The following is an 18901-nucleotide window of genomic DNA, read 5'->3' on the forward strand; positions in this document are numbered from 1 at the left end:
TACATGGTGAACAGCCAGTTAAACAGTTTCACACCGGTTGGTACCGCAATAATCATGGTGGTTACACCAAAGAAAGCATTCACATCGGCGCTTGAGCCCATGGTGAAGAAGTGGTGCAGCCAAACGATAAAGCCCAGTACGGAAATCGCGCCGCTGGCAAAAACCATAGAGGTGTAACCGAACAGACGTTTGCCGGAGAAGGTCGAAATAATTTCCGAGAAAATACCAAAAGCAGGCAGAACCAGAATATAAACTTCAGGGTGGCCCCATGCCCAGAACAGGTTAATGTACATCATGGCGTTACCGCCAAGATCATTGGTAAAGAAGTGGAAATCCAGGTAACGGTCCAGTGTCAGCATAGCCAGAGCACCGGTCAGAATCGGGAAAGACGCCACGATCAGAATGTTGGCCCAGGTACAGGTCCAGGTAAAAATAGGCATCTGCATCAGCTTCATACCACGGGTGCGCATTTTCAGCACAGTCACCAGGAAGTTAACACCCGTTAAGGTCGTCCCTATCCCCGATATCTGCAAGGCCCATATGTAATAGTCGACCCCCGAGTCGGGACTGAAGGTAAGTTCGGACAGCGGTGGATAAGCAACCCAACCGGTTTTGGCGAATTCACCAACGGCCAGAGAAATATTCACCAGCAGTGCGCCGGAAACAGCTAACCAGAAGCTCAGGTTATTCAGGAACGGGAAGGCCACGTCGCGGGCACCGATCTGCAGTGGCACCACGATGTTCATCAGGCCGATCATAAATGGCATCGCCATAAAGATAATCATGATCACACCGTGGGCGGTGAAGATCTGGTCGTAGTGTTCAGGTGGCAGATAACCGGCAGCACCATTGGTCGCCGCAGCCAGCTGAGTACGCATCATGATGGCATCGGCGAAACCGCGCAGCAGCATAACCATGGCCAGGATGATGTACATAACACCCAGACGTTTGTGGTCTACAGAAGTAATCCACTCGCGCCACAGGTAACCCCATTTCTGGTATTTGGTGAGAGCAATAACGAGCGCCAGCCCGAGAATTGCTACCACAGACAGAGTGCCCATCACGATCGGTACGTGGAACGGAAAGGCCTCAAGCGTTAATTTACCAAACATAATTTTTTATTCCTCCGCACCAGTCATGTGTTCTTTCTGATGCATCGCTGACATGGAGTCCATGCCACTCTGACCAGTGAATGGTGTATGGCCGTGGTGCTGCATGTACTTCATTACGATATCGTCAAACAGACCTGCTTTGACTGAGTTGTAATAAGTCACCGGATTGCCTTCACTAGGCTCAGCCAGCTGCTCATAAACCGGACCGCTCAGCGCCTCAGGAGCCGCTTTTACTTTGTTCACCCACTGATCGAAATCTGCTTCGGTTTCGGTAGCAATGGTGTTGAACTTCATCTCACTGAAACCTGCGCCGCTGTAGTTCGCAGAAATACCTTTGTAGGTACCAGCGTGGTCAGCAATCAGGTGCAGTTTGGTGGTCATGGCGGCCATGGTGTAAATCTGGCTGCCCAGTTGCGGGATAAAGAAAGAGTTCATCACAGACTCGGAAGTCAGTTTGAATGCCACCTGACGATGGGCCGGAATCACCAGCTCATTCACGGTTGCAATGTTCTGCTCCGGATAGATAAACAGCCATTTCCAGTTCAGCGATACCACTTCAACTTCCAGTGGTTTGCTGTCGTGATCCAGCGGTTTGTATGGATCAAGGTGGTGAGTCGTTACCCAGGTCACACTGCCCAGAATGATGATGATGGCAATCGGGATCAGCCATACCACCAGCTCAATTTTTTTCGAATGAGCCCACTTAGGTTCGTACACAGCATCTTCATTGGAAGCCCGGTATTTCCAGGCAAAAACCAGCGTCAGGATAATGACCGGTATTACCACGAGGAGCATCAGCCCGGTGGCAATCAGAATCAGATTTTTCTCATCAACGCCAACCTGACCTTTTGGGTCAAGCACGCCGCCGGAACAACCGGACAGCAGAGCCACAGCGCTGAAGAGAAGCCCCGCAAACACGCGGGAGACTTTCTTATCTGTCATTTTTCAGCCTTTTTAATGTGAAACAGACCAGCACATCCGCAGAGCAGATGCACAGATAACGCGGCGAAGCCGCAGGTAAACACAGAAGATGCGCAGCGAAGATGCGGCGTTCTGTGACGAAGATTTCAGTAGCAGACAGACGGAGAACTGACGGGCGGCAGACGCCAGCATGCACTTTCAGCCACAGGCCGAAAGGGACAGCTCAGACGTGATACACGGGTAAATTCAGAATCTGACTGATACTGAATTAACGGGGAGGAGCGCGGCTGCCGTGGGCGGCAACCAGAACATCAGGAGTAAAAACCTTATGATGCACGGCAACCGCAAAAATGCGCGCAGCAACATCAGAACTTTTACAGCAGAAAAAGCATAGCCAGAAAACAATGCTGTATAAAAGCAGGCCGGCGACCGCAACACCCAGAATTTCCAGATAATTACGGACTTCAGAGTACGGCAGGTCAGCAATGCTGAACATATCAGCAAGGCATACGCAGAGCCCTGCCAGAAGCGACAGTGCCAGTGCGGATTTTGTAAGCAGATCACCTACAACACTATCCGTGCTGCAGTTGTCGTAATCTTTCACACCTTACCTCAGTCATTCATGACAAGAACTCCACGACAAAAGCCTGCACGATATGCAGGGATATTTGAGGGATGTTCATTGTCTGCGCTTTTATGACTTACTGCCGGCCATATATAACCAGGCAGTAATTTAATTATTTCTGTAACCAGACATTTCTTGACGGAGATTCTAACGCATTTATTATTTTTTTAAATAAAACAGTTTATTCCTTTTTCAACTTTTCCTGCCGATTGTTCCATTTAGCCTTAAAAAACAGGGCATTTCTGAACTTCACCCAGCGTTTGAAATGAAACCAGCCCGATTAAATAAGCACACGCATCAGATTGTTTTAAATAACCACAAAAAAGCCCTGAATATATCAGGGCTTTTTATCCATATATAATGCAAGGTATAAACTACTTATCCTTGCCTGAAATACTTACACATCAAGGAAGTATTTGCGGTAATGGAGCATTTCCGCAATGGATTCACGGATATCATCCAGCGCCTGATGGCTGCCTTTTTTCTCGAAGGAAGAAACCACCTCAGGCTTCCAGCGCTTGGCCAGCTCCTTCAGCGTGGACACATCGATATTGCGATAGTGCATATACGCTTCCAGCTCAGGCATGTACTTCACCAGAAAGCGGCGATCCTGATGAATGCTGTTACCGCACAGCGGTGACGCTCCGGCTTTCACATACTGCTGCAAAAATTCAATGGTCTGGCGCTGCGCTTCGCGGGCGTCGACGTCACTGTCACGTACCCGCTGGGTCAGGCCGGAGTTACCATGGGTTTTGGTGTTCCACTCATCCATGGCATCCAGCAGCACATCCGGCTGGCTGACAGCAATAACCGGCCCTTCCGCAATGATGTTGAGATCACCATCTGTCACAATGGTGGCAATTTCGATGATGACATCGTGTTCAGGGTCCAGACCTGTCATCTCCAGGTCCATCCACACCAGATTATCGTTCTGACTCATAACCAGCCTCTCTTATTGATGATAAGAGTCTAGCAACTTGCACCCTGCCCGGCCAACACAGACAATAGCACCACCCTCAGCCACCACGACCGCTATGAGCAAACGCAAACTGAACCGCCGCCAGGCCTGGCGGGTAGAAAAGATCCAGCAGGAGAAGGCTGACCGCGCCCGCAAAAAAGAAGTGGGCATCAGCGAACAACTGAATGCCGGCGAACTGGGCGACGAAACCGAAGGCCAGATCATGGCGCATTTTGGCGCCCAGGTCGAAGTCGAAGCCGCCAACGACCGTTCACGTCGCTACCGCTGCTGGCTCAGAGCCAACCTGGGCTCCCTGGTTACCGGTGACCGCGTGGTGTTCCGTCCGGGTCCGGAGACCAAAGGTGTGTTTACCGGCGTAGTTGAAACCGTGCTGGAACGCCAGTCAGAACTGTCGCGTCCCAACCCCTACAACGAAATCAAACCAGTGGCCGCCAACATCGACTTTATTGTGCTGGTCATCGCCCCCGAGCCGGAAGCGCACGCTAACCTGATCGACCGTTATCTGGTGGCGGCAGAAAACTGCGAAATCGAGCCCATCATACTGCTCAACAAAACCGATCTGCTTGATGACACTAACCGTCAGCGCTTTGATGACCTGCTGAGCAAGTATGAAGCGCTGGGCTATCGCACGCTGCGCGTCTGCAGCCGCGACGAAACCAGCCTCGGCGATCTGAAAGAATTCCTCAACGACCGCATCAGCGTATTTGTTGGACAGTCAGGCGTCGGTAAATCCTCGCTCATCGGTACTCTGCTTCCGGGCGAAGAGCTGAAAGTCGGCGCCCTGTCAGAGAACACCCGCAAAGGTAAACACACCACCACCACCGCCCGCCTGTATCATTTTCCTGCCGGTGGTGATCTGATCGATTCCCCGGGAATCCGCGAGTTCGGTCTGTGGCATATGTCGGAGGATGAAGTGATGTACGGTTTCCGCGAGCTGCGCCCGGTGGCCGGCTATTGTCGCTTCCGTGACTGCCGCCATGAACAGGAACCCGGCTGTGCCATCCGTGATGCGGTAGAAAAAGGTGATGTAAGGGAAGACAGATTCGTCAGCTACAAGCGCATTCTGCAGACTCTGACAGAACTCTGATCCGACAGCGGAACAGCAAGGCTGCAGAAGATCAGTCAAAGCTGACCTACCAGGTCAGCTCTTCCCGGTTGGGCGGATTATCGTAACTGTTGTTGCGCGCTTCGCGTTCTTTGCGCAGTTGCTCCAGCAGCGAGCCGGCCTGATTGATCACAGGTTTACGCTCATCAGCGGCATCACCCTGCGCCGCAGCTTCGCCTTCACCACCACGTTCCTGTACCGCCTCGGCGGCATTCTTGTTCAGCAGCGTGACCGAGATACGGCGGTTCACGTCAGCGTATGGATCATCCGGCTTCAGCGGCGCGGTGTCGCCCATACCGATAACTTCCGCCACCTGCTGTTTTTCCACCCCGGCTTCCATCAAAGCCCGGCGCGCAGCATCGGCGCGCAGAGAAGATAACTGCCAGTTGCCGTCATCGGCGTCACGGCTGCTGTTGAGCTTCGACGCATCGGTGTGACCGACAATGGAAATACGGTGATCCATGCCGGCGATCACAGGCGCCAGCTCCCACAGAATGTCTTCCGAATAATATTTAAGCTGAGCACTGCCCGGCGCAAACATCGGACGCTTGCTCTGATCGACGATCTGCAGGCGCAGACCTTCGGTGGTGATATCCACTAACAGCTGATCTTTAAACGGGCTCAGCGTCGGGCTGGCCTCAATGCGCGCTTCAATCTTCGCTTTCATATCCTGCATGCGGCGCTGTTCGATGGCTTCCGCCATGCTTTCAATTTCTTCCGCCTGCAGAATTTTTTCCGGATCAATCTGCTCAGAAACAGCAATGTTATCTGCTGTGGTCGGTGATCCACCAAAATCGATGATGTAAGCGGAAGGCACTTTAGCGCCTTCTTCAGAGGCTTTCGGGTCCTGAAAATAACCGGAAATCGCTGCCCGCTGTTCTTCATTGGACGAGTTAATAATCCACAACACCAGAAACAGCGCCATCATCGCCAGCGCAAAGTCGGCCATGGCGACTTTCCAGGCGCCACCATGGTGAGCATGTTTACCCTTTTTATAGCGGCGAATGATTATATTCTGATGGGGACCTAAATTTTCCATCAGCGGCCCCGCACTTTACTTTCCACTTCGGTAAAGCTTGGCCGGCCATGAGTGAACAGGGATTTACGGCCAAATTCCACCGCCAGCTGCGGCGGCAGGCCGTTAAGAGAAGCAATAATGCAGGCCTTACTGGCCTCATAGAGTTTGATTTCTTCTTCGGCAATATGCTGCATCACCGCACTCACCGGCGCGGCGATACCATACGCCAGAAACACACCACTGAAAGTACCGACCAGCGCGGCAGCGACATGAGAGCCGATTTCAGCAATCTCACCTTCAATCGCCCCCATGGTAATCACAATCCCCAGCACAGCAGCGACGATACCAAAACCCGGCAGAGCATCAGCAACCTTACTGACTGCCATCGCCGGCTGTTCCAGTTCATGCAGACGGGCTTCAATTTCCTGATCCATCAGCGCTTCCAGCTCAAACGATGTCAGGTTACCGGCAGCGATAATGCGGAAATAGTCGGCAATAAAATTGGCCAGCTCTTCATTACCCTGAATGGCCGGATAACGGGAAAACAACGCACTGGATGACGGACTCTCGACATCTGACTCAATAGCCATGATGCCTTCACGCCGGGCTTTATTCAGGATGTCGTAAATCAGGCCCAACACATCCATGTACATGGCCTTGTTAACCTTACTGCCCATAATAATCTGCGGCGTCAGCTTAAAGCAGCGCATGATGACGTTGCCTGGATTACCCAGCAAGAATGCACCAAAGGCAGCACCGCAGATGATCAACATCTCGAACGGCTGCCACAGCGCCAGCAGGTTGCCATGCGACATCACATAGCCGTACAGCACACTGCCGAAAACAATTATCAGACCCAAGAAAAACAGCATTATTAAAAATCCCTGATGCTGTGACGCCCCATGAAGCGGATTAAGACTATAGTTAAGTAAAGGCTACAAATGACGGTTACACAAACCCGCACATGACTCTGCTAACAATAAGCTCAGCTCCCGATGATTTGTGGAAAGAAGTCCGCAATACCGAGTACCTGCCGATTCTGGCGGAAACGCATCAGCGTATTCGTCAGCAGATGCAGAAAGCGCGTATCAGTTTTGACGAGCTTGCCCCCAGCATCGAGAGTGACCCGGCGCTGTGCCAGAATCTGCTGATGCTGGCAGCGCGCCAGCATCCAGGCTGCGTGGAACAGATCTCCGGTGCCGCAAACTGCCTGTCGTTACTTGGTATGCAGGAACTGGTGCGGCTGATGAAAAAGCTCACTATGGTGCCGCTGCACCCTTCCGAACCGGCGCAGCAGGCGTACCGGCGCGCCATTATGTGTGCCCGTTTTGCCGGCAATCTGGCGGCTCACTGGGCAACTCAAAGAGGCACACAGTCGGTTAATTACGCCCGCTGGAGCAGCATGCTGGCCATGGCCCCTTACTGGTCCTGGCTGCAGGTGTGGCCACAGGCTGCCAACTGGCAGTATCTGCTCAGCCGCGGTGACTCTCTGTTGAGTGCTATGCAACAGGTGTTTGGAGACGATGAGAAACAATGGCTGTTGACGCTGCGTCAGCTGCATCTGCCACAAATGGCCCAGCAGACCTGGCAGGCAGAGCATCAGCCAGACCCTGCCCAATGGCGCCTGTTACGCCGTCATGATCCGCGCGATCTGGATAACCAGCGGGCTCTGATCCACAAGTGTCAGGCACCGGCCATGATCAGCCTGATGGCCAATCAGCTTGCCTGGCAACTGCACATGGCACCGGATGGCAAGCGCGCCATGCGCTGGACAGCACTGGTCAGTCACTGGTCCGGCAAAGCGCAGTTTCAGGTCACGCCGGAAGTCAGACGCCTGCAGGTACAAAGCAGTCAGCAACAGCATTCCACTCTGGGGACTGGCCTGCACCTGCTGCTATCCCCAGAAAAAGAAACAGCGCAGTATCCTTTTATTGCCGCAGACGGTAATGCCATACAGCCGGCGGATGCTGAACTGCACGCTGGGCTGCAGTCAGATCGTGACTCCACCACTAACAGCAACAACACCAACAACAGCGCTGCAGCAGAAACTCTCAACAGCCAGGCCGATGCGCCACCAGCATCCACGAAAGACAACGAGGCTGAAGCTGATTCCGGGACAGAGGCTGTCACTGGATTAAATACAGAGATAAACACCGAACGTCACAGCGACGAAGATTACATGAAGAAACTGCTGCGTCAGCTGCAGCAGGAACCGGACAGCTTTGGTGACTGGCACTTCCTGATGAAAAGCCTGCTGAAAGGTGTTACCGAAGGCCTTGGTCTGCCCTCGGCCTGCGTTGCCCTGCTGAATAAAGACAAAACTCAGCTGAAAGTGATTTATGCCGAAGGCCTGAGCAGCGAAGACCCCCGGCGCACATTAACGGTAGATCTGAGCCGCCCATCAGTGTTCAGCAAGCTGTTGGAAAAACCCGCCGGACTGCTGCTGACCCCGGACAACCGTGAAAAATTTCTGGTACGGCTACCGGACAGCGTAACAACGCGCATTCCGGCTCAAACCGTGATGATGTCCATTGACGCCGGCGCCAGCCCGATTGGACTGGTGATGGGCTTTGCAGCCGAGGGGCAGGAGGTTATCTCTCAGGCGGAGTACATGGGCTTTAAAAACCTGTGCATGATCGGCAGTCAGAGTCTGGCTGCCCTGCGGGCCAATACTCTGCGGGCGACCAACCGGCAAAAAGGGTGACAACAATCCTCTGACAGCACGGGAACAGTGTTAAACAAACATACAGCATTCTGAACTGTCGCGGCCGCGCACACTCATAAGCGTGATAAGCAGGCGCAAGCGACCTGACATCCGCCGCGTCGTTGGATAAACTGCCCGCTCTCCATCCGTTTTTTCATCTGTACGACTATCGTTCGCGGAGTTTTCATGGCTGACCTTCCTCTGTTAGACCTTCCTCTGTTAGACCTTCCCCTGTTAATTGAACCGGCTGATCTGGCTGCCCGGTTACCTTTCGCTGATGCAGCCAAAGTACTGATCGTCGAACAGGCGAAGGCCGAAACCTTTATCGCAAATCACATTCCGGGCTCAGTCTGGCTGGATTTTAAAAAGCTGCAGTCTGCTGGTCAGCCAGCGCCTGGCAAGCTGCCCCCCATGGCACAGATTTCAGCCGCGCTGAGTGAAATCGGTCTGACAGCCGACACCCATGTTATCTGCTCCGATGATGAAGGCGGCGGCTGGGCGGGCCGTATGATCTGGGTTCTGGATTGCATTGGCCACACCAGGTATTCCTACCTGAACGGCGGCCTGAGTGCGTGGTTAGCTGAAGGCCTGCCAACAGAAAGCGGCGAGGTTACCCCGGTAGCCAGCAGCTATCAGGCGGAACTGGTGAACAGCGACTGCACCCTGAGCAAAGAACAGATTATTGAACGCATTGGTCAGCCGGACTTTGCCGTGTGGGATGCCCGCTCGAAAGAGGAATACACAGGTGAAAAAGTGATTTCAAAACGTGGCGGCCATATTCCCGGCGCCGTGAATTACGAATGGACGCTGGGTATGGATAAAAGCCGCGGCCTGAAAATCAATGAACTGGACGGTTTCCGTACCCTGCTGCAAGACATGGGCATTGATGAAAGCAAAGAAATCGCCACGCACTGCCAGACTCACCACCGTTCCGGTTTTACCTATCTGGTCGGTAAAATCCTTGGATTAAACATTAAAGGCTATGACGGCTCATGGTCTGAATGGGGTAATGACGACAACACCCCGGTCAACACCGGCGCACAGCCATAAGGACAACACCCAGCATGACATTAAAACAAAAAGCCTTTATTGCACTGCAGTATATTGTTCCGCAGCACCTGCTTTCCCACCTGGTGGGCTGGCTGGCGGCCAGCGAAATCCGCTGGATCAAAAATACCTTTATCAACTTTTTCATTAAGCAGTTCGGCATCAACATGAATGAAGCCAAACGCAAAACGGCAGATGATTTCCGCTGCTTTAATGATTTCTTTACCCGCGAACTGGAAGACGATGCCCGCCCGGTCAGTGCCACTGATAACCAGCTGGTATCGCCGGCGGATGGTGCAGTATCGCAACTGGGTAAAATTGAAAACGGCCGTATTTTTCAGGCCAAAGGTCAGGATTATTCCCTGATCGAACTGCTCGGTGGCAATACTCAGCGCGCGGAAGAGTTTATGGGCGGTGAGTTCGCCACCATTTACCTGTCGCCGAAGGATTATCACCGCGTGCATATGCCGGTAACCGGTACCCTGCGCGAAATGGTGTACGTACCCGGCGATCTGTTCTCTGTGAATCAGACCACTGCCGAAAACGTACCGCGTCTGTTTGCCCGCAACGAACGTCTGGTGTGTATCTTTGATACCGAACAGGGGCCGATGGCCATGATTCTGGTCGGCGCCATGATTGTTGCAGCCATCGAAACCGTATGGGCTGGCCGCATCACACCAATGGAACGCAAAACCAAAGTGACGGATTACACCAACCCACAGCCTGTCACCCTCGAAAAAGGTGAAGAGATGGGCCGCTTCCTGCTCGGTTCTACCGTGGTGCTGTGTTTTGCCAAAGACAAAATTCACTGGCTGGAAGAGCTGGCAGCAGAATCCCCGCTGCGCATGGGTGAAGCCATTGCCATGAGCGTGGAATAAACTCAAAGCGATAAGCTGAAGCTGAAAAAGCCTTTAGCTGAAGTTGTAGAAAGCCTTTAGCTGAAGTTGTAGAAAGCCTTTACCTGAAGCTGAAAAAAGCCTTTAGCTGAAGTTGTAGAAAGCCGCGTGATTCACATGAACCACGCGGCTTTTTTATGTGCGCCAATCTCTGGCACGGGTAAGCAGATTTAATCTGCCAGCGGCGGCACCTGAGCGTTTATCACGCGGCTGCGCTGAACCAGCCAGCAGGTAACGGCTGCCACGATCAACAGAGCATAAAGATACGGCGCAATATCGATCAGTTGTTCCAGCCACAGGGTCAGAGGATTCGGTATCTGCTGAATGCGTTCAGCCAACCAACCCGCTGACGCCACCAGCGCAAAGGCCGCAGCACCCGCTCTGAGCCAGAAATACACCTGCAGCTGACGGCTGATCACCAGCAGGAAAGGCATCACCACCGCCACCAGCAGTAACTGCTGCAGTTCAATACCGCTGGTAAAGGCCAGCAATGCCGACGCCAGATCAACGCCACTCAGCCCGAGTTGCGCCAGATTTTCTGCAAATGCAGCGCCGTGAATCAGACCAAAACCCGCAGCAATACTCAGCTGGCCGCCATGGCCGAACGGCAGCGGGCGTAGCGCAAACACCGCGGTAGCCATAATCGTCAGCGCGATCACCACTTCAATGGCCTGACCACCGGCCGGAATCCAGCCCAGTGTCGCCATCACCAGTGTCAGGGTATGACCGAGTGTGAAAGCACTGATCAGCTTCACAATCTGTATAACCGACTGACGGTTAGTCAGCCTGCCCTGCCAGCGCCCGTTAACCAGCATCAATGGCGCCGTCAGTAACAGACAGAACAGAAACAACAGATGATCCGTACCATGACGGATATGATCCATGCCGTGCACAAACATCGAACTGACGCCCTGCCACAGGCTGGCACCATCGCGTTCGATATACAGCTGCGGTGACGGTTTGGTAATCACGCCAAGCAGGGCAGGCTCACCCAGCACGCCCTGGCGGAAATCGCTCTGCACGCTGACGTACAGATCGTGATTACTGACCGCCGCAGTAATCACATCGGAATGCAGCGTGATGCGACCATCCGTATCTGCCAGCGGAAACCAGAGTTCAGCTTTCAGCATCGGCGTATTGGTGCCGTTCTGATCTTTCCAGGTATTCCAGGTCTGGCGGATTTGCGCACGGATGCGGTTACCCTGATCGTCGGCCAGCCACAGGTGCTGATCCAGCCGCTGCTGCAACTGGCTGCGCAGGTCAGCGCCGCGGAAATCTTCCTCATGGGCGATGCGTACACCCAGAGCATAATCAATGCGGTCTAAGGGAAAGTAAGCGTCCATCATCACGCCCTGCTCATTAATAAACAGGTAGTACTCACTGGAGGCTGGTTTATGGGCCAGCGCGCTGAAGCTGGCGGTCAGCATAACAATGCTGAGGACGAAGGAGCGGATAAAAGTATTCATGGCGGCGATTGTCGCTGCCAATGCTGACGGCTTTATGACAAACAGACGTCACAGGTGAAACGCTATGATGCGGGCACAGAATAAATCCGTACCCGTTTCTGATAGCTGTACTGTCTGGCAGTTGTTATGCCCGGCTCCAGTCAAACGCCAGAACGTCGGCGATGCTGCCGGTATTCATAACCATCATCAGCAGACGATCCAGACCCATGGCGACACCGGCACATTCCGGCATGCCATGCTGCAATGCCGCCAACAGATGCTCATCCAGCGGGCGCTGATCTGCCGGGTGGGCGCTGGCTTCAGCCTCGAAGCGGCGGCGCTGTTCGTCAGCATCGGTCAGCTCGTAATAACCATTGGCCAGTTCAGCGCCGTTAAAATACAGCTCAAAGCGGCGGGCAACAGCACGCCCCTGCTGATCATCCATCACCCGCGCCAGTGCCGCCTGAGACGCCGGAAATTCATCAATAAAGACCAGGGTATCGACAGGCAGCGCCGGCTCTACCGCATGGCTCATGATCACATCCAGCCAGCCATCACGGCTGAGCTGCAGATCCTGACCAGCCAGTTCCACGCCCTTCGCGGCAATATCTGACTCGCTGGCGGCGAACACATCAATGCCGGCATAGCGCTCTACAGCATCGGCGTAATGCAGATGTTCCACTACCAGTTGTGGATAACGCGGCGCCAGCATGGCCTGAGCCAGTTCGCTGACTTCCTGCATCAGGCGCTGATCATCCCAGCCAACCCGGTACCATTCCAGCATGGAAAACTCCGGGTTGTGACGCCGTCCGGCTTCGCCGCGGCGGAACACCCGCGCAATCTGATAAATATCGCCGTAGCCTGCGCACAGCAGGCGTTTCATGGCGTATTCCGGCGAGGTATGCAGAAAGCGCTGGTCACTGTGCTGCTCAGTGCTCTGGCCGCCAACCCGCCCAGGTTCGATACGCATAGGTTCGATATTCGGATCGCATACCGCCGCGACGGACAGGTAAGGGGTTTCCACTTCCACAACATCACGCTGACTGAAATACGTGCGGATGGTCTGATACAGGCGCTGGCGGGCCAGCAAAGCTTCACGGCTGGCAGAAGGTTGCCACATGGGATTTCCTGATAGGCAGATGAGCGATTAAAAAAGAGGCATCAAAAAGGGAGCCGCAGCTCCCTTTAACACCATCAGCAGAGCAGCTTATGCGCGGCTGACGTATTCGCCGGTACGGGTATCCACACGCAGCTTGTCACCGATGTTGATAAACAGAGGCACTTTAACCACAGCACCAGTGCTCAGAGTTGCCGGCTTGTTACCACCGTTAGCGGTATCGCCTTTTACACCCGGATCAGTTTCAGTCACTTCCAGCTCAACAAAGTTTGGCGGAGCAACGGTCAGTACGGCACCGTTAAACAGAGTCACCACGTAAACGTCCTGCTCTTTCAGCCATTTGATGGTGTCGCCCAGCGCTTCTTCTGATGCGCCATGCTGTTCAAAAGAACCGTCGGTTGCCATGAAGTGCCAGAATTCACCGTCGGTGTACAGGTACTCCATATCCACTTCAACAACATCGGCGCCTTCCAGAGAGTCACCGGATTTAAAAGTCTTCTCAACCACACGGCCGTTACGCAGGTTACGCAGCTTAACGCGGTTAAACGCCTGGCCTTTACCCGGCTTCACGTACTCATTTTCAATAATGGAGCACGGCTCGTTTTCGAGCATCACCTTAAGACCTGATTTGAATTCGTTGGTAGAATAGTTCGCCATTTCACAGCCCAATCAATTTTTAGGATATTTCAAAAGTTGCCTATCATAACCCGAACTGCGGATTCTGTTGAGAGTGAAGACTGGAGACAGATTCTGGCATCTGCATTCCGTCGCCCCGACGAGCTGCTCAACTGGCTGGGAATCCCCCGTTCAGACGTCGCACTGCAGACTGATAACCAGCCGGATTTCCCTATGCTGGTGCCCCGCCCATACGCCCGCCTGATGGAAGCCAGAGCAGATGATCCGCTGCTGCTGCAGGTACTGCCGTTACAGGAAGAGCGTCAGACGCGGGAAGGTTATATTGCAGATCCGCTGGGAGAACAGGCAGCCAACGCCACACCCGGCATTATCCATAAATATCATGGCCGCCTGCTGCTGCTGGCAGCTTCGGGCTGCGCAGTGAACTGCCGCTACTGCTTCCGCCGGCATTTTCCGTATTCAGAAAACCGCCTGAGCCGTGCCGAGTGGCAACAGGCCCTGGATTATGTGCGTGCCGATCACAATATCAGTGAAATTATCTTAAGCGGCGGCGATCCTCTGTTGCTGCAGGATGAGGACCTGGCGCGCCTGATCAATCAGTGCGAAGCCATTCCCCATGTCCGCCGCCTGCGCATACACAGCCGCCTGCCCGTCGTTATTCCTCAGCGTCTGACGCCGGAACTGACAGATATGCTGTCTGCCAGCCGTCTGCAAGCGTCGATTGTGCTGCATATCAACCATCCACGGGAATTGAGTGAGGAACACAGACAACGTCTGCAAAGCCTGAAAAATTCAGGTATTACACTACTGAATCAGTCAGTTATACTGCGCAAAATCAACAACAATATCAGCGTTCTTTCTGAGTTAAGTGAACGCCTGTTTGAATTCGGCGTGCTGCCCTATTACCTTCACCTTCTTGATCCGGTGAAAGGAGCACACCATTTCGATGTCGACCAACGGGAAGCAGTCGACCTCCATCGTCAGATGCAGGCTCAGTTACCAGGCTACCTTGTGCCTAAATTGGCAAGAGAGATAGCCGGATTGCCCAATAAGGCGCTTATTCATCTCGACAGAGACTGAATTCTTCCCTATAAACCAGTGAAATTGCTCTGTATTCAGTTACAGACGGCACAAAGCCGCTATAATGAATGTCATATCTGGCACTTTTTACTAACAGGCCAGAAGATGAATTACGACTTAATCAGCAGGATTGCATGGACAGCCAAGTAACGCCCATCAAGTTGCAGATACCGGCAACATCGCTTTCACAACTCACGTTCTGTCCAGGGAACGTCGAGGGTATTACGCAATGGGCGAAATCACTGCCCATGGCCAATACCGGTGAATCGGCGCGCCAACTGTATCTGGCGATCCGGGAACTGAATCAGTGGAAAACTGACCCGCTGCTGCGTTTCAAGATGCTTGAAGTGGTACGTCCGTACATATATAGCATCTGCACTCTGCTGAATAAACACTTTCTTAAGTCGTCTATTTCACTCAACGAAAAACAACTCAAGATCGCCAACCTGAGTCAGGCACTGCAGGGCCATCTGGCCACCGGCTACAAAACCGTAGTCGCCCACAGCATTGCCCATATGACCAGCGCCGATAAACCACCCAAGGTGGTGACTCTGGCAGTACACCGGGCGATCTCAGATTCCAACCAGACCATCCTGCGCGCTTTCCAGCTTTACTGTAATGCGCCGGAACACGCGTGGCTGGAAATCAACCAGCTCTACCTGCTGGCCGAAACTCATGGTCTGCTGGATTTTGAAGTCAGCGACCGCCAGACGCGCTTTATGTCAACGTCCTCTATCCGCGACGTTTTCATGCGCGCGCATCTGATGGGCACAGCAAAACCTAATAATCTGCGACAGCAGGATCTGGCTGAACTCTATGAAGCCAGTGAGCTGTGGGCTGCGTTTACCGAACTGACGCCGGCAGATGTTGAATCATCACTGTTTATCATCAACCTGCACCGTGACCGTCCGGGACAATACCGTCAGCATCTGCGTGACGCGCAGAAGCCGCTGTTCCGCGGACTGAATACCGCCAACCTGGTGCAGGCGCTGAAACAGTGGGCCGCCAATCCAAACGGCCAGCACAAGATCACCGTACCCGGTAAGCTCAATGACAACCTGCTGTCCCATGCTATTCAGGCCTGGGGCATCCACTGGCAGCGGTCGTTCCGCCGCGCCAGTTCAGAAGGCGTACTCAAGCTCTGTATCGGCCTGACAGCAACGCATTACTACAGTGCCGGCATGCGGGAATTTGAAGCCGTGGTATCCGGCATCAAGCCGAAAACCGTCGATGGCGATGACAGAATCAGCTCCATCGATACCGGCAGCGGCCAGAGTGATGTCTGGGCGAACGCATTCGATGCCGGCGGTGCCCGTCTGGCTGAAATCGAGAACATCAATCTGGATGCCATCGAGTTCATCAATAAGCACAATCAGTCAAAGAACGACGATACCCCGGTGGAAGCCAAGTATCCGACCCATTCTGCCAACCTGATCAATACCAGCCCGGGTGGCTACTGTGTGCACTGGATCGGCGACCTGCCATCCAGCATTCAGGCGGGTGAACTGCTCGGTATTCAGGAAAACGGCGTTAAGCACTGGTCTATCGGTGTCATCCGCTGGATACGCCACATGCGTGATAAGGGTACTCAACTCGGTATTGAGCTGCTTGCGCCCCGCGCTGAAGTCGGCGCAGCACGCCTTCTGCAAAAAACTGGCAGTAATGGTCCATTTATGCGCGCACTGCTGTTACCTGCGATCAAAGCCATTGCTCAACCGGCGACACTTCTGCTGCCGCGTATGCCTTTCCGTACCGGCAACAAGGTTGAGCTGAGCTTCAACGACCTGCAGGGTCGCCAGCAACTCACCAAACGTCTGGCTTCGACCAGCAGTTTCAGCCAGTTCCAGTTCCGTGCTTCGGGTGGAGCTGCCCAGACAAGTAACAACACGCGCCAGGCTGCCGGCATCGCCGATGACGAATTTGATTCCATCTGGAACAAACTGTAACGCCTGTTTTAACGCCAAAGCAGGCGATTACGCCAAATTTTGTCAGTCGCGGTCATTTTTTTTCACAAATCAGGCTCTATAATCTTACTTTTATTAATTGCCTGAGGTGTGCATGTCTTCCAGTAGGGATACCCTGCATCTGTTACTGCTTACAGAAACTGAAAATGATGCAGAGAAACTGGTCAGCCTCATGCGCAATTCAGGCAGTGCCACCCGCGCCCACCAGATCACATCTCTGACCGACCTCAATGAACAGCTGCAGGATAAAACCTGGGATCTGCTGATCTGCCACAGTCAGGTCGGTGACGTCAGTTACGAAGAGATGCTGAAACTCATCAAGCGTCTTAACAAAGACCTGCCGATGATTCTTCTCAGCGAAGAAGCCGACAGTATGATGGTAGAGAGCGCCATCAAACGCGGCGCCGCTGCCGTGGTGCCTGAGGATGAAAGTAATCTGTTGCTGCTGATGATTCAGCGCGAACTGACCCATCTGCAGACACGCCGCGAATTACGTACCCTTGAAGTGCATGTGCGTGATGCCGAAAAACGCTGCCAGAATCTGCTGGAAAGCTCTAAAGATGCCGTGGCCTATATTCACGATGGCATGCACGTCTACGCCAACCAGGCCTATCTCGATCTGTTTGGATACGAATCCGTAGAAGAGCTGGAAGGCATGCCGATCATGGATATGATCCATGCTTCCGCACAGCAGGGTTTCAAAGCCTTTTTCAAATCCTACCTGAATGACGGCGAAGCTCAGCAGCTGCGCACCACAGGTGTGAACGGCGAAGGCAAATCCTTCCCGATGAACATGGGCTTCACCCCGGCAACCTACTCCGACGAGCGCTGCACCCAGGTAACGATCAGCTCCAACGCCGATAACGCCGAACTGGAAGCTAAGCTGCGGGAGATCAGCAGCCGCGACCTGTTGACCGGCCTGTACAACAAACCGTATTTCCGCGCGTCGCTGGAAGGCGCAGTCGATAAAGCGGTTCTCAAAGGTGCCCGTGGTGCCGTTCTGTACATCAATATCGACAACTTCGGTAAAGTAAAAAGCGATATTGGTATCAGCTACGCTGACACCGTCATCACTGAAATCGGCACCATGCTGCGCGGCATGGTAACTGAGCAGGACGTGCTGGCCCGCGTTGGCGAAGACATCTTTGCCTGCCTGCGCATGAACATTGATGCGGAATCCGCATTACAGTACGCCGAACAGATCCGCGACAAAGTCGAACATCTGCTGATTGATCTGGGTAAACGCACGGTCACCACCACGGTTTCTGTTGGCGTAGCTCTGATCACTGAAAACAGCTCCCGTCCGGACGAAATTCTGCAACAGTCGCATCACGCTTCAGATGATGTGCGTAAGCAACAGGGGCATGAGCGTGGCAACGGTGTTGCCTTGTATCAGCCGAAAGAAACAGAAGACCATAAAGCCGGTGCAGCAAGTCTGGAAAGCATCCTCAAGGATGCCGTCAAAGGCAACAGCTTCCGTCTGATGTTCCAGCCAATGATCAGCCTGAAAGGCGAAGAAACAGAGCATTACGAAGCCCTGCTGCGTCTGAATATGCCGGATGGCGAAGAACTGTCAGCCGGTGATTTTATGAACAGCGCCGACATCAGTGATGAACTGAAACGTAAAATCGACCGTTGGGTTGTGCTGCACACCACCAAACTGCTCGGCGAGCACAGAGCCAAGGGGCACAACACCCGGGTATTTATCAACCTGAGTGGCGCATCCCTGCTGGACGAAGCCCTGCCCGCATGGATCGGCGTAGCCATTAACGCAGCAAAACTGCCTAAAGGCGCGGTGGTGCTGCAGTTTAATGAAGACGACGCTTCGACCATGCTGAAGCAGGCGCAGATCTTCTGCTCCACCCTGCGTGAGAAAGCCATTCCTGCAGCCCTCAGCCGTTTCGGCTGCGCGCTGAATCCAATGCAGACGGTACAGCACCTGGCGGTGGATTATGTGAAGATTGATGGCTCATTTACCAAAGAACTGGGTGCCGGCCAGGGTGCACTGAAAGATCTGCTGAAAGAACTGCACGAAGAAGAGAAGAAAACCATTATTCCGCTGGTCGAAAGCGCCACTTCGGTGGCGGCTCTGTGGCAGCTCGGTGTGGACTTTATTCAGGGCTACTATGTACAGCCGCCACAGGCAGCAATGGCCTTTAACTTCAGTGAAGACGACGAGATCTGAGCCTTCACTCCAACGAAGAGACAGATACAAAAAAGCCCGCAGTTGCGCAATGCTGTTCACTTAAGAC

The 18901-nt window shown here is 53.5% G+C and carries 15 protein-coding genes; 7 read left to right on the forward strand and 8 right to left on the reverse strand.

Annotated features, from left to right (window positions below):
• From B2Z72_RS10125 to orn, 3 genes are all read right to left on the reverse strand, one after another.
• Positions 1–1112, reverse strand: a 1112-nt coding sequence (locus B2Z72_RS10125) for a cbb3-type cytochrome c oxidase subunit I (protein ID WP_297004726.1), incomplete at its 3' end; no start/stop codon positions are given.
• Between the two features lie 6 nt (positions 1113–1118).
• Positions 1119–2054: a ubiquinol oxidase subunit II gene (gene cyoA / locus B2Z72_RS10130; RefSeq protein ID WP_296984310.1), complete on the reverse strand. Its 936-nt coding sequence runs from the start codon at positions 2052–2054 to the stop codon at positions 1119–1121.
• A 1001-nt stretch (positions 2055–3055) separates the two neighbouring features.
• Positions 3056–3598, reverse strand: coding sequence for an oligoribonuclease (gene orn / locus B2Z72_RS10135; RefSeq protein ID WP_296984309.1), 543 nt, complete (start codon positions 3596–3598; stop codon positions 3056–3058).
• A gap of 94 nt (positions 3599–3692) precedes the next feature.
• On the opposite strand from orn, the gene rsgA reads away from it, so the two are divergent.
• Positions 3693–4724: a small ribosomal subunit biogenesis GTPase RsgA gene (rsgA, locus tag B2Z72_RS10140; RefSeq protein WP_296984307.1), complete on the forward strand. Its 1032-nt coding sequence runs from the start codon at positions 3693–3695 to the stop codon at positions 4722–4724.
• 46 nt (positions 4725–4770) lie between these two features.
• Here rsgA and motB read toward each other — a convergent pair whose 3' ends face one another.
• A complete protein-coding gene (motB, locus tag B2Z72_RS10145) occupies positions 4771–5781 on the reverse strand; it encodes a flagellar motor protein MotB (RefSeq protein WP_296984306.1) in 1011 nt (336 codons plus the stop codon).
• Positions 5781–6632 (reverse strand): flagellar motor stator protein MotA, encoded by an 852-nt coding sequence (gene motA / locus B2Z72_RS10150; protein WP_296984305.1) that lies wholly within the window; start codon positions 6630–6632, stop codon positions 5781–5783. Before motA ends, motB begins: the two co-directional genes overlap by 1 nt.
• Before the next feature lie 92 nt (positions 6633–6724).
• Between motA and B2Z72_RS10155 the strand changes: the two genes are divergently transcribed.
• The 3 genes from B2Z72_RS10155 to asd all read left to right on the forward strand — a co-directional run bounded on the left by B2Z72_RS10155 (position 6725) and on the right by asd (position 10389).
• Positions 6725–8464 (forward strand): HDOD domain-containing protein, encoded by a 1740-nt coding sequence (locus B2Z72_RS10155; RefSeq protein ID WP_296984304.1) that lies wholly within the window; start codon positions 6725–6727, stop codon positions 8462–8464.
• 186 nt (positions 8465–8650) lie between these two features.
• Positions 8651–9514 (forward strand): sulfurtransferase, encoded by an 864-nt coding sequence (locus B2Z72_RS10160; RefSeq protein ID WP_296984302.1) that lies wholly within the window; start codon positions 8651–8653, stop codon positions 9512–9514.
• Positions 9515–9528: 14 nt separating this feature from the next.
• Positions 9529–10389, forward strand: a complete 861-nt coding sequence (gene asd, locus B2Z72_RS10165) for an archaetidylserine decarboxylase (RefSeq protein ID WP_296984301.1) — start codon at positions 9529–9531, stop codon at positions 10387–10389.
• 188 nt (positions 10390–10577) lie between these two features.
• Here the strand turns inward: asd and B2Z72_RS10170 are convergent, their stop codons facing one another.
• The 3 genes from B2Z72_RS10170 to efp form a co-directional block, all read right to left on the reverse strand.
• Positions 10578–11894: a HupE/UreJ family protein gene (locus B2Z72_RS10170; protein WP_296984299.1), complete on the reverse strand. Its 1317-nt coding sequence runs from the start codon at positions 11892–11894 to the stop codon at positions 10578–10580.
• Positions 11895–11997: 103 nt separating this feature from the next.
• A complete protein-coding gene (gene epmA / locus B2Z72_RS10175) occupies positions 11998–12972 on the reverse strand; it encodes an EF-P lysine aminoacylase EpmA (protein WP_296984297.1) in 975 nt (324 codons plus the stop codon).
• 87 nt (positions 12973–13059) lie between these two features.
• A complete protein-coding gene (gene efp, locus B2Z72_RS10180; RefSeq protein ID WP_296984295.1) occupies positions 13060–13626 on the reverse strand; it encodes an elongation factor P in 567 nt (188 codons plus the stop codon).
• Positions 13627–13662: 36 nt separating this feature from the next.
• Between efp and epmB the strand changes: the two genes are divergently transcribed.
• The 3 genes from epmB to B2Z72_RS10195 all read left to right on the forward strand — a co-directional run bounded on the left by epmB (position 13663) and on the right by B2Z72_RS10195 (position 18834).
• A complete protein-coding gene (epmB, locus tag B2Z72_RS10185) occupies positions 13663–14685 on the forward strand; it encodes an EF-P beta-lysylation protein EpmB (protein WP_296984293.1) in 1023 nt (340 codons plus the stop codon).
• A 134-nt stretch (positions 14686–14819) separates the two neighbouring features.
• A complete protein-coding gene (locus B2Z72_RS10190; RefSeq protein WP_296984291.1) occupies positions 14820–16631 on the forward strand; it encodes a GTPase in 1812 nt (603 codons plus the stop codon).
• Positions 16632–16743: 112 nt separating this feature from the next.
• A complete protein-coding gene (locus tag B2Z72_RS10195; protein WP_296984290.1) occupies positions 16744–18834 on the forward strand; it encodes an EAL domain-containing response regulator in 2091 nt (696 codons plus the stop codon).
• Positions 18835–18901: the final 67 nt, after the last annotated feature.

The sequence above is a fragment of the Thalassolituus sp. UBA6592 genome (genome assembly GCF_002433655.1).
Classification (GTDB): domain Bacteria; phylum Pseudomonadota; class Gammaproteobacteria; order Pseudomonadales; family Oceanobacteraceae; genus Venatoribacter.

Coding starts and splice junctions, on each gene's coding strand:
- cyoA (WP_296984310.1), bottom strand. CDS start 2,054: ATGACAGATAAGAAAGTCTCCCGCGTGTTTGCGGGGCTTCTCTTCAGC.
- orn (WP_296984309.1), bottom strand. CDS start 3,598: ATGAGTCAGAACGATAATCTGGTGTGGATGGACCTGGAGATGACAGGT.
- rsgA (WP_296984307.1), top strand. CDS start 3,693: ATGAGCAAACGCAAACTGAACCGCCGCCAGGCCTGGCGGGTAGAAAAG.
- motB (WP_296984306.1), bottom strand. CDS start 5,781: ATGGAAAATTTAGGTCCCCATCAGAATATAATCATTCGCCGCTATAAA.
- motA (WP_296984305.1), bottom strand. CDS start 6,632: ATGCTGTTTTTCTTGGGTCTGATAATTGTTTTCGGCAGTGTGCTGTAC.
- B2Z72_RS10155 (WP_296984304.1), top strand. CDS start 6,725: ATGACTCTGCTAACAATAAGCTCAGCTCCCGATGATTTGTGGAAAGAA.
- B2Z72_RS10160 (WP_296984302.1), top strand. CDS start 8,651: ATGGCTGACCTTCCTCTGTTAGACCTTCCTCTGTTAGACCTTCCCCTG.
- asd (WP_296984301.1), top strand. CDS start 9,529: ATGACATTAAAACAAAAAGCCTTTATTGCACTGCAGTATATTGTTCCG.
- epmA (WP_296984297.1), bottom strand. CDS start 12,972: ATGTGGCAACCTTCTGCCAGCCGTGAAGCTTTGCTGGCCCGCCAGCGC.
- efp (WP_296984295.1), bottom strand. CDS start 13,626: ATGGCGAACTATTCTACCAACGAATTCAAATCAGGTCTTAAGGTGATG.
- B2Z72_RS10190 (WP_296984291.1), top strand. CDS start 14,820: ATGGACAGCCAAGTAACGCCCATCAAGTTGCAGATACCGGCAACATCG.
- B2Z72_RS10195 (WP_296984290.1), top strand. CDS start 16,744: ATGTCTTCCAGTAGGGATACCCTGCATCTGTTACTGCTTACAGAAACT.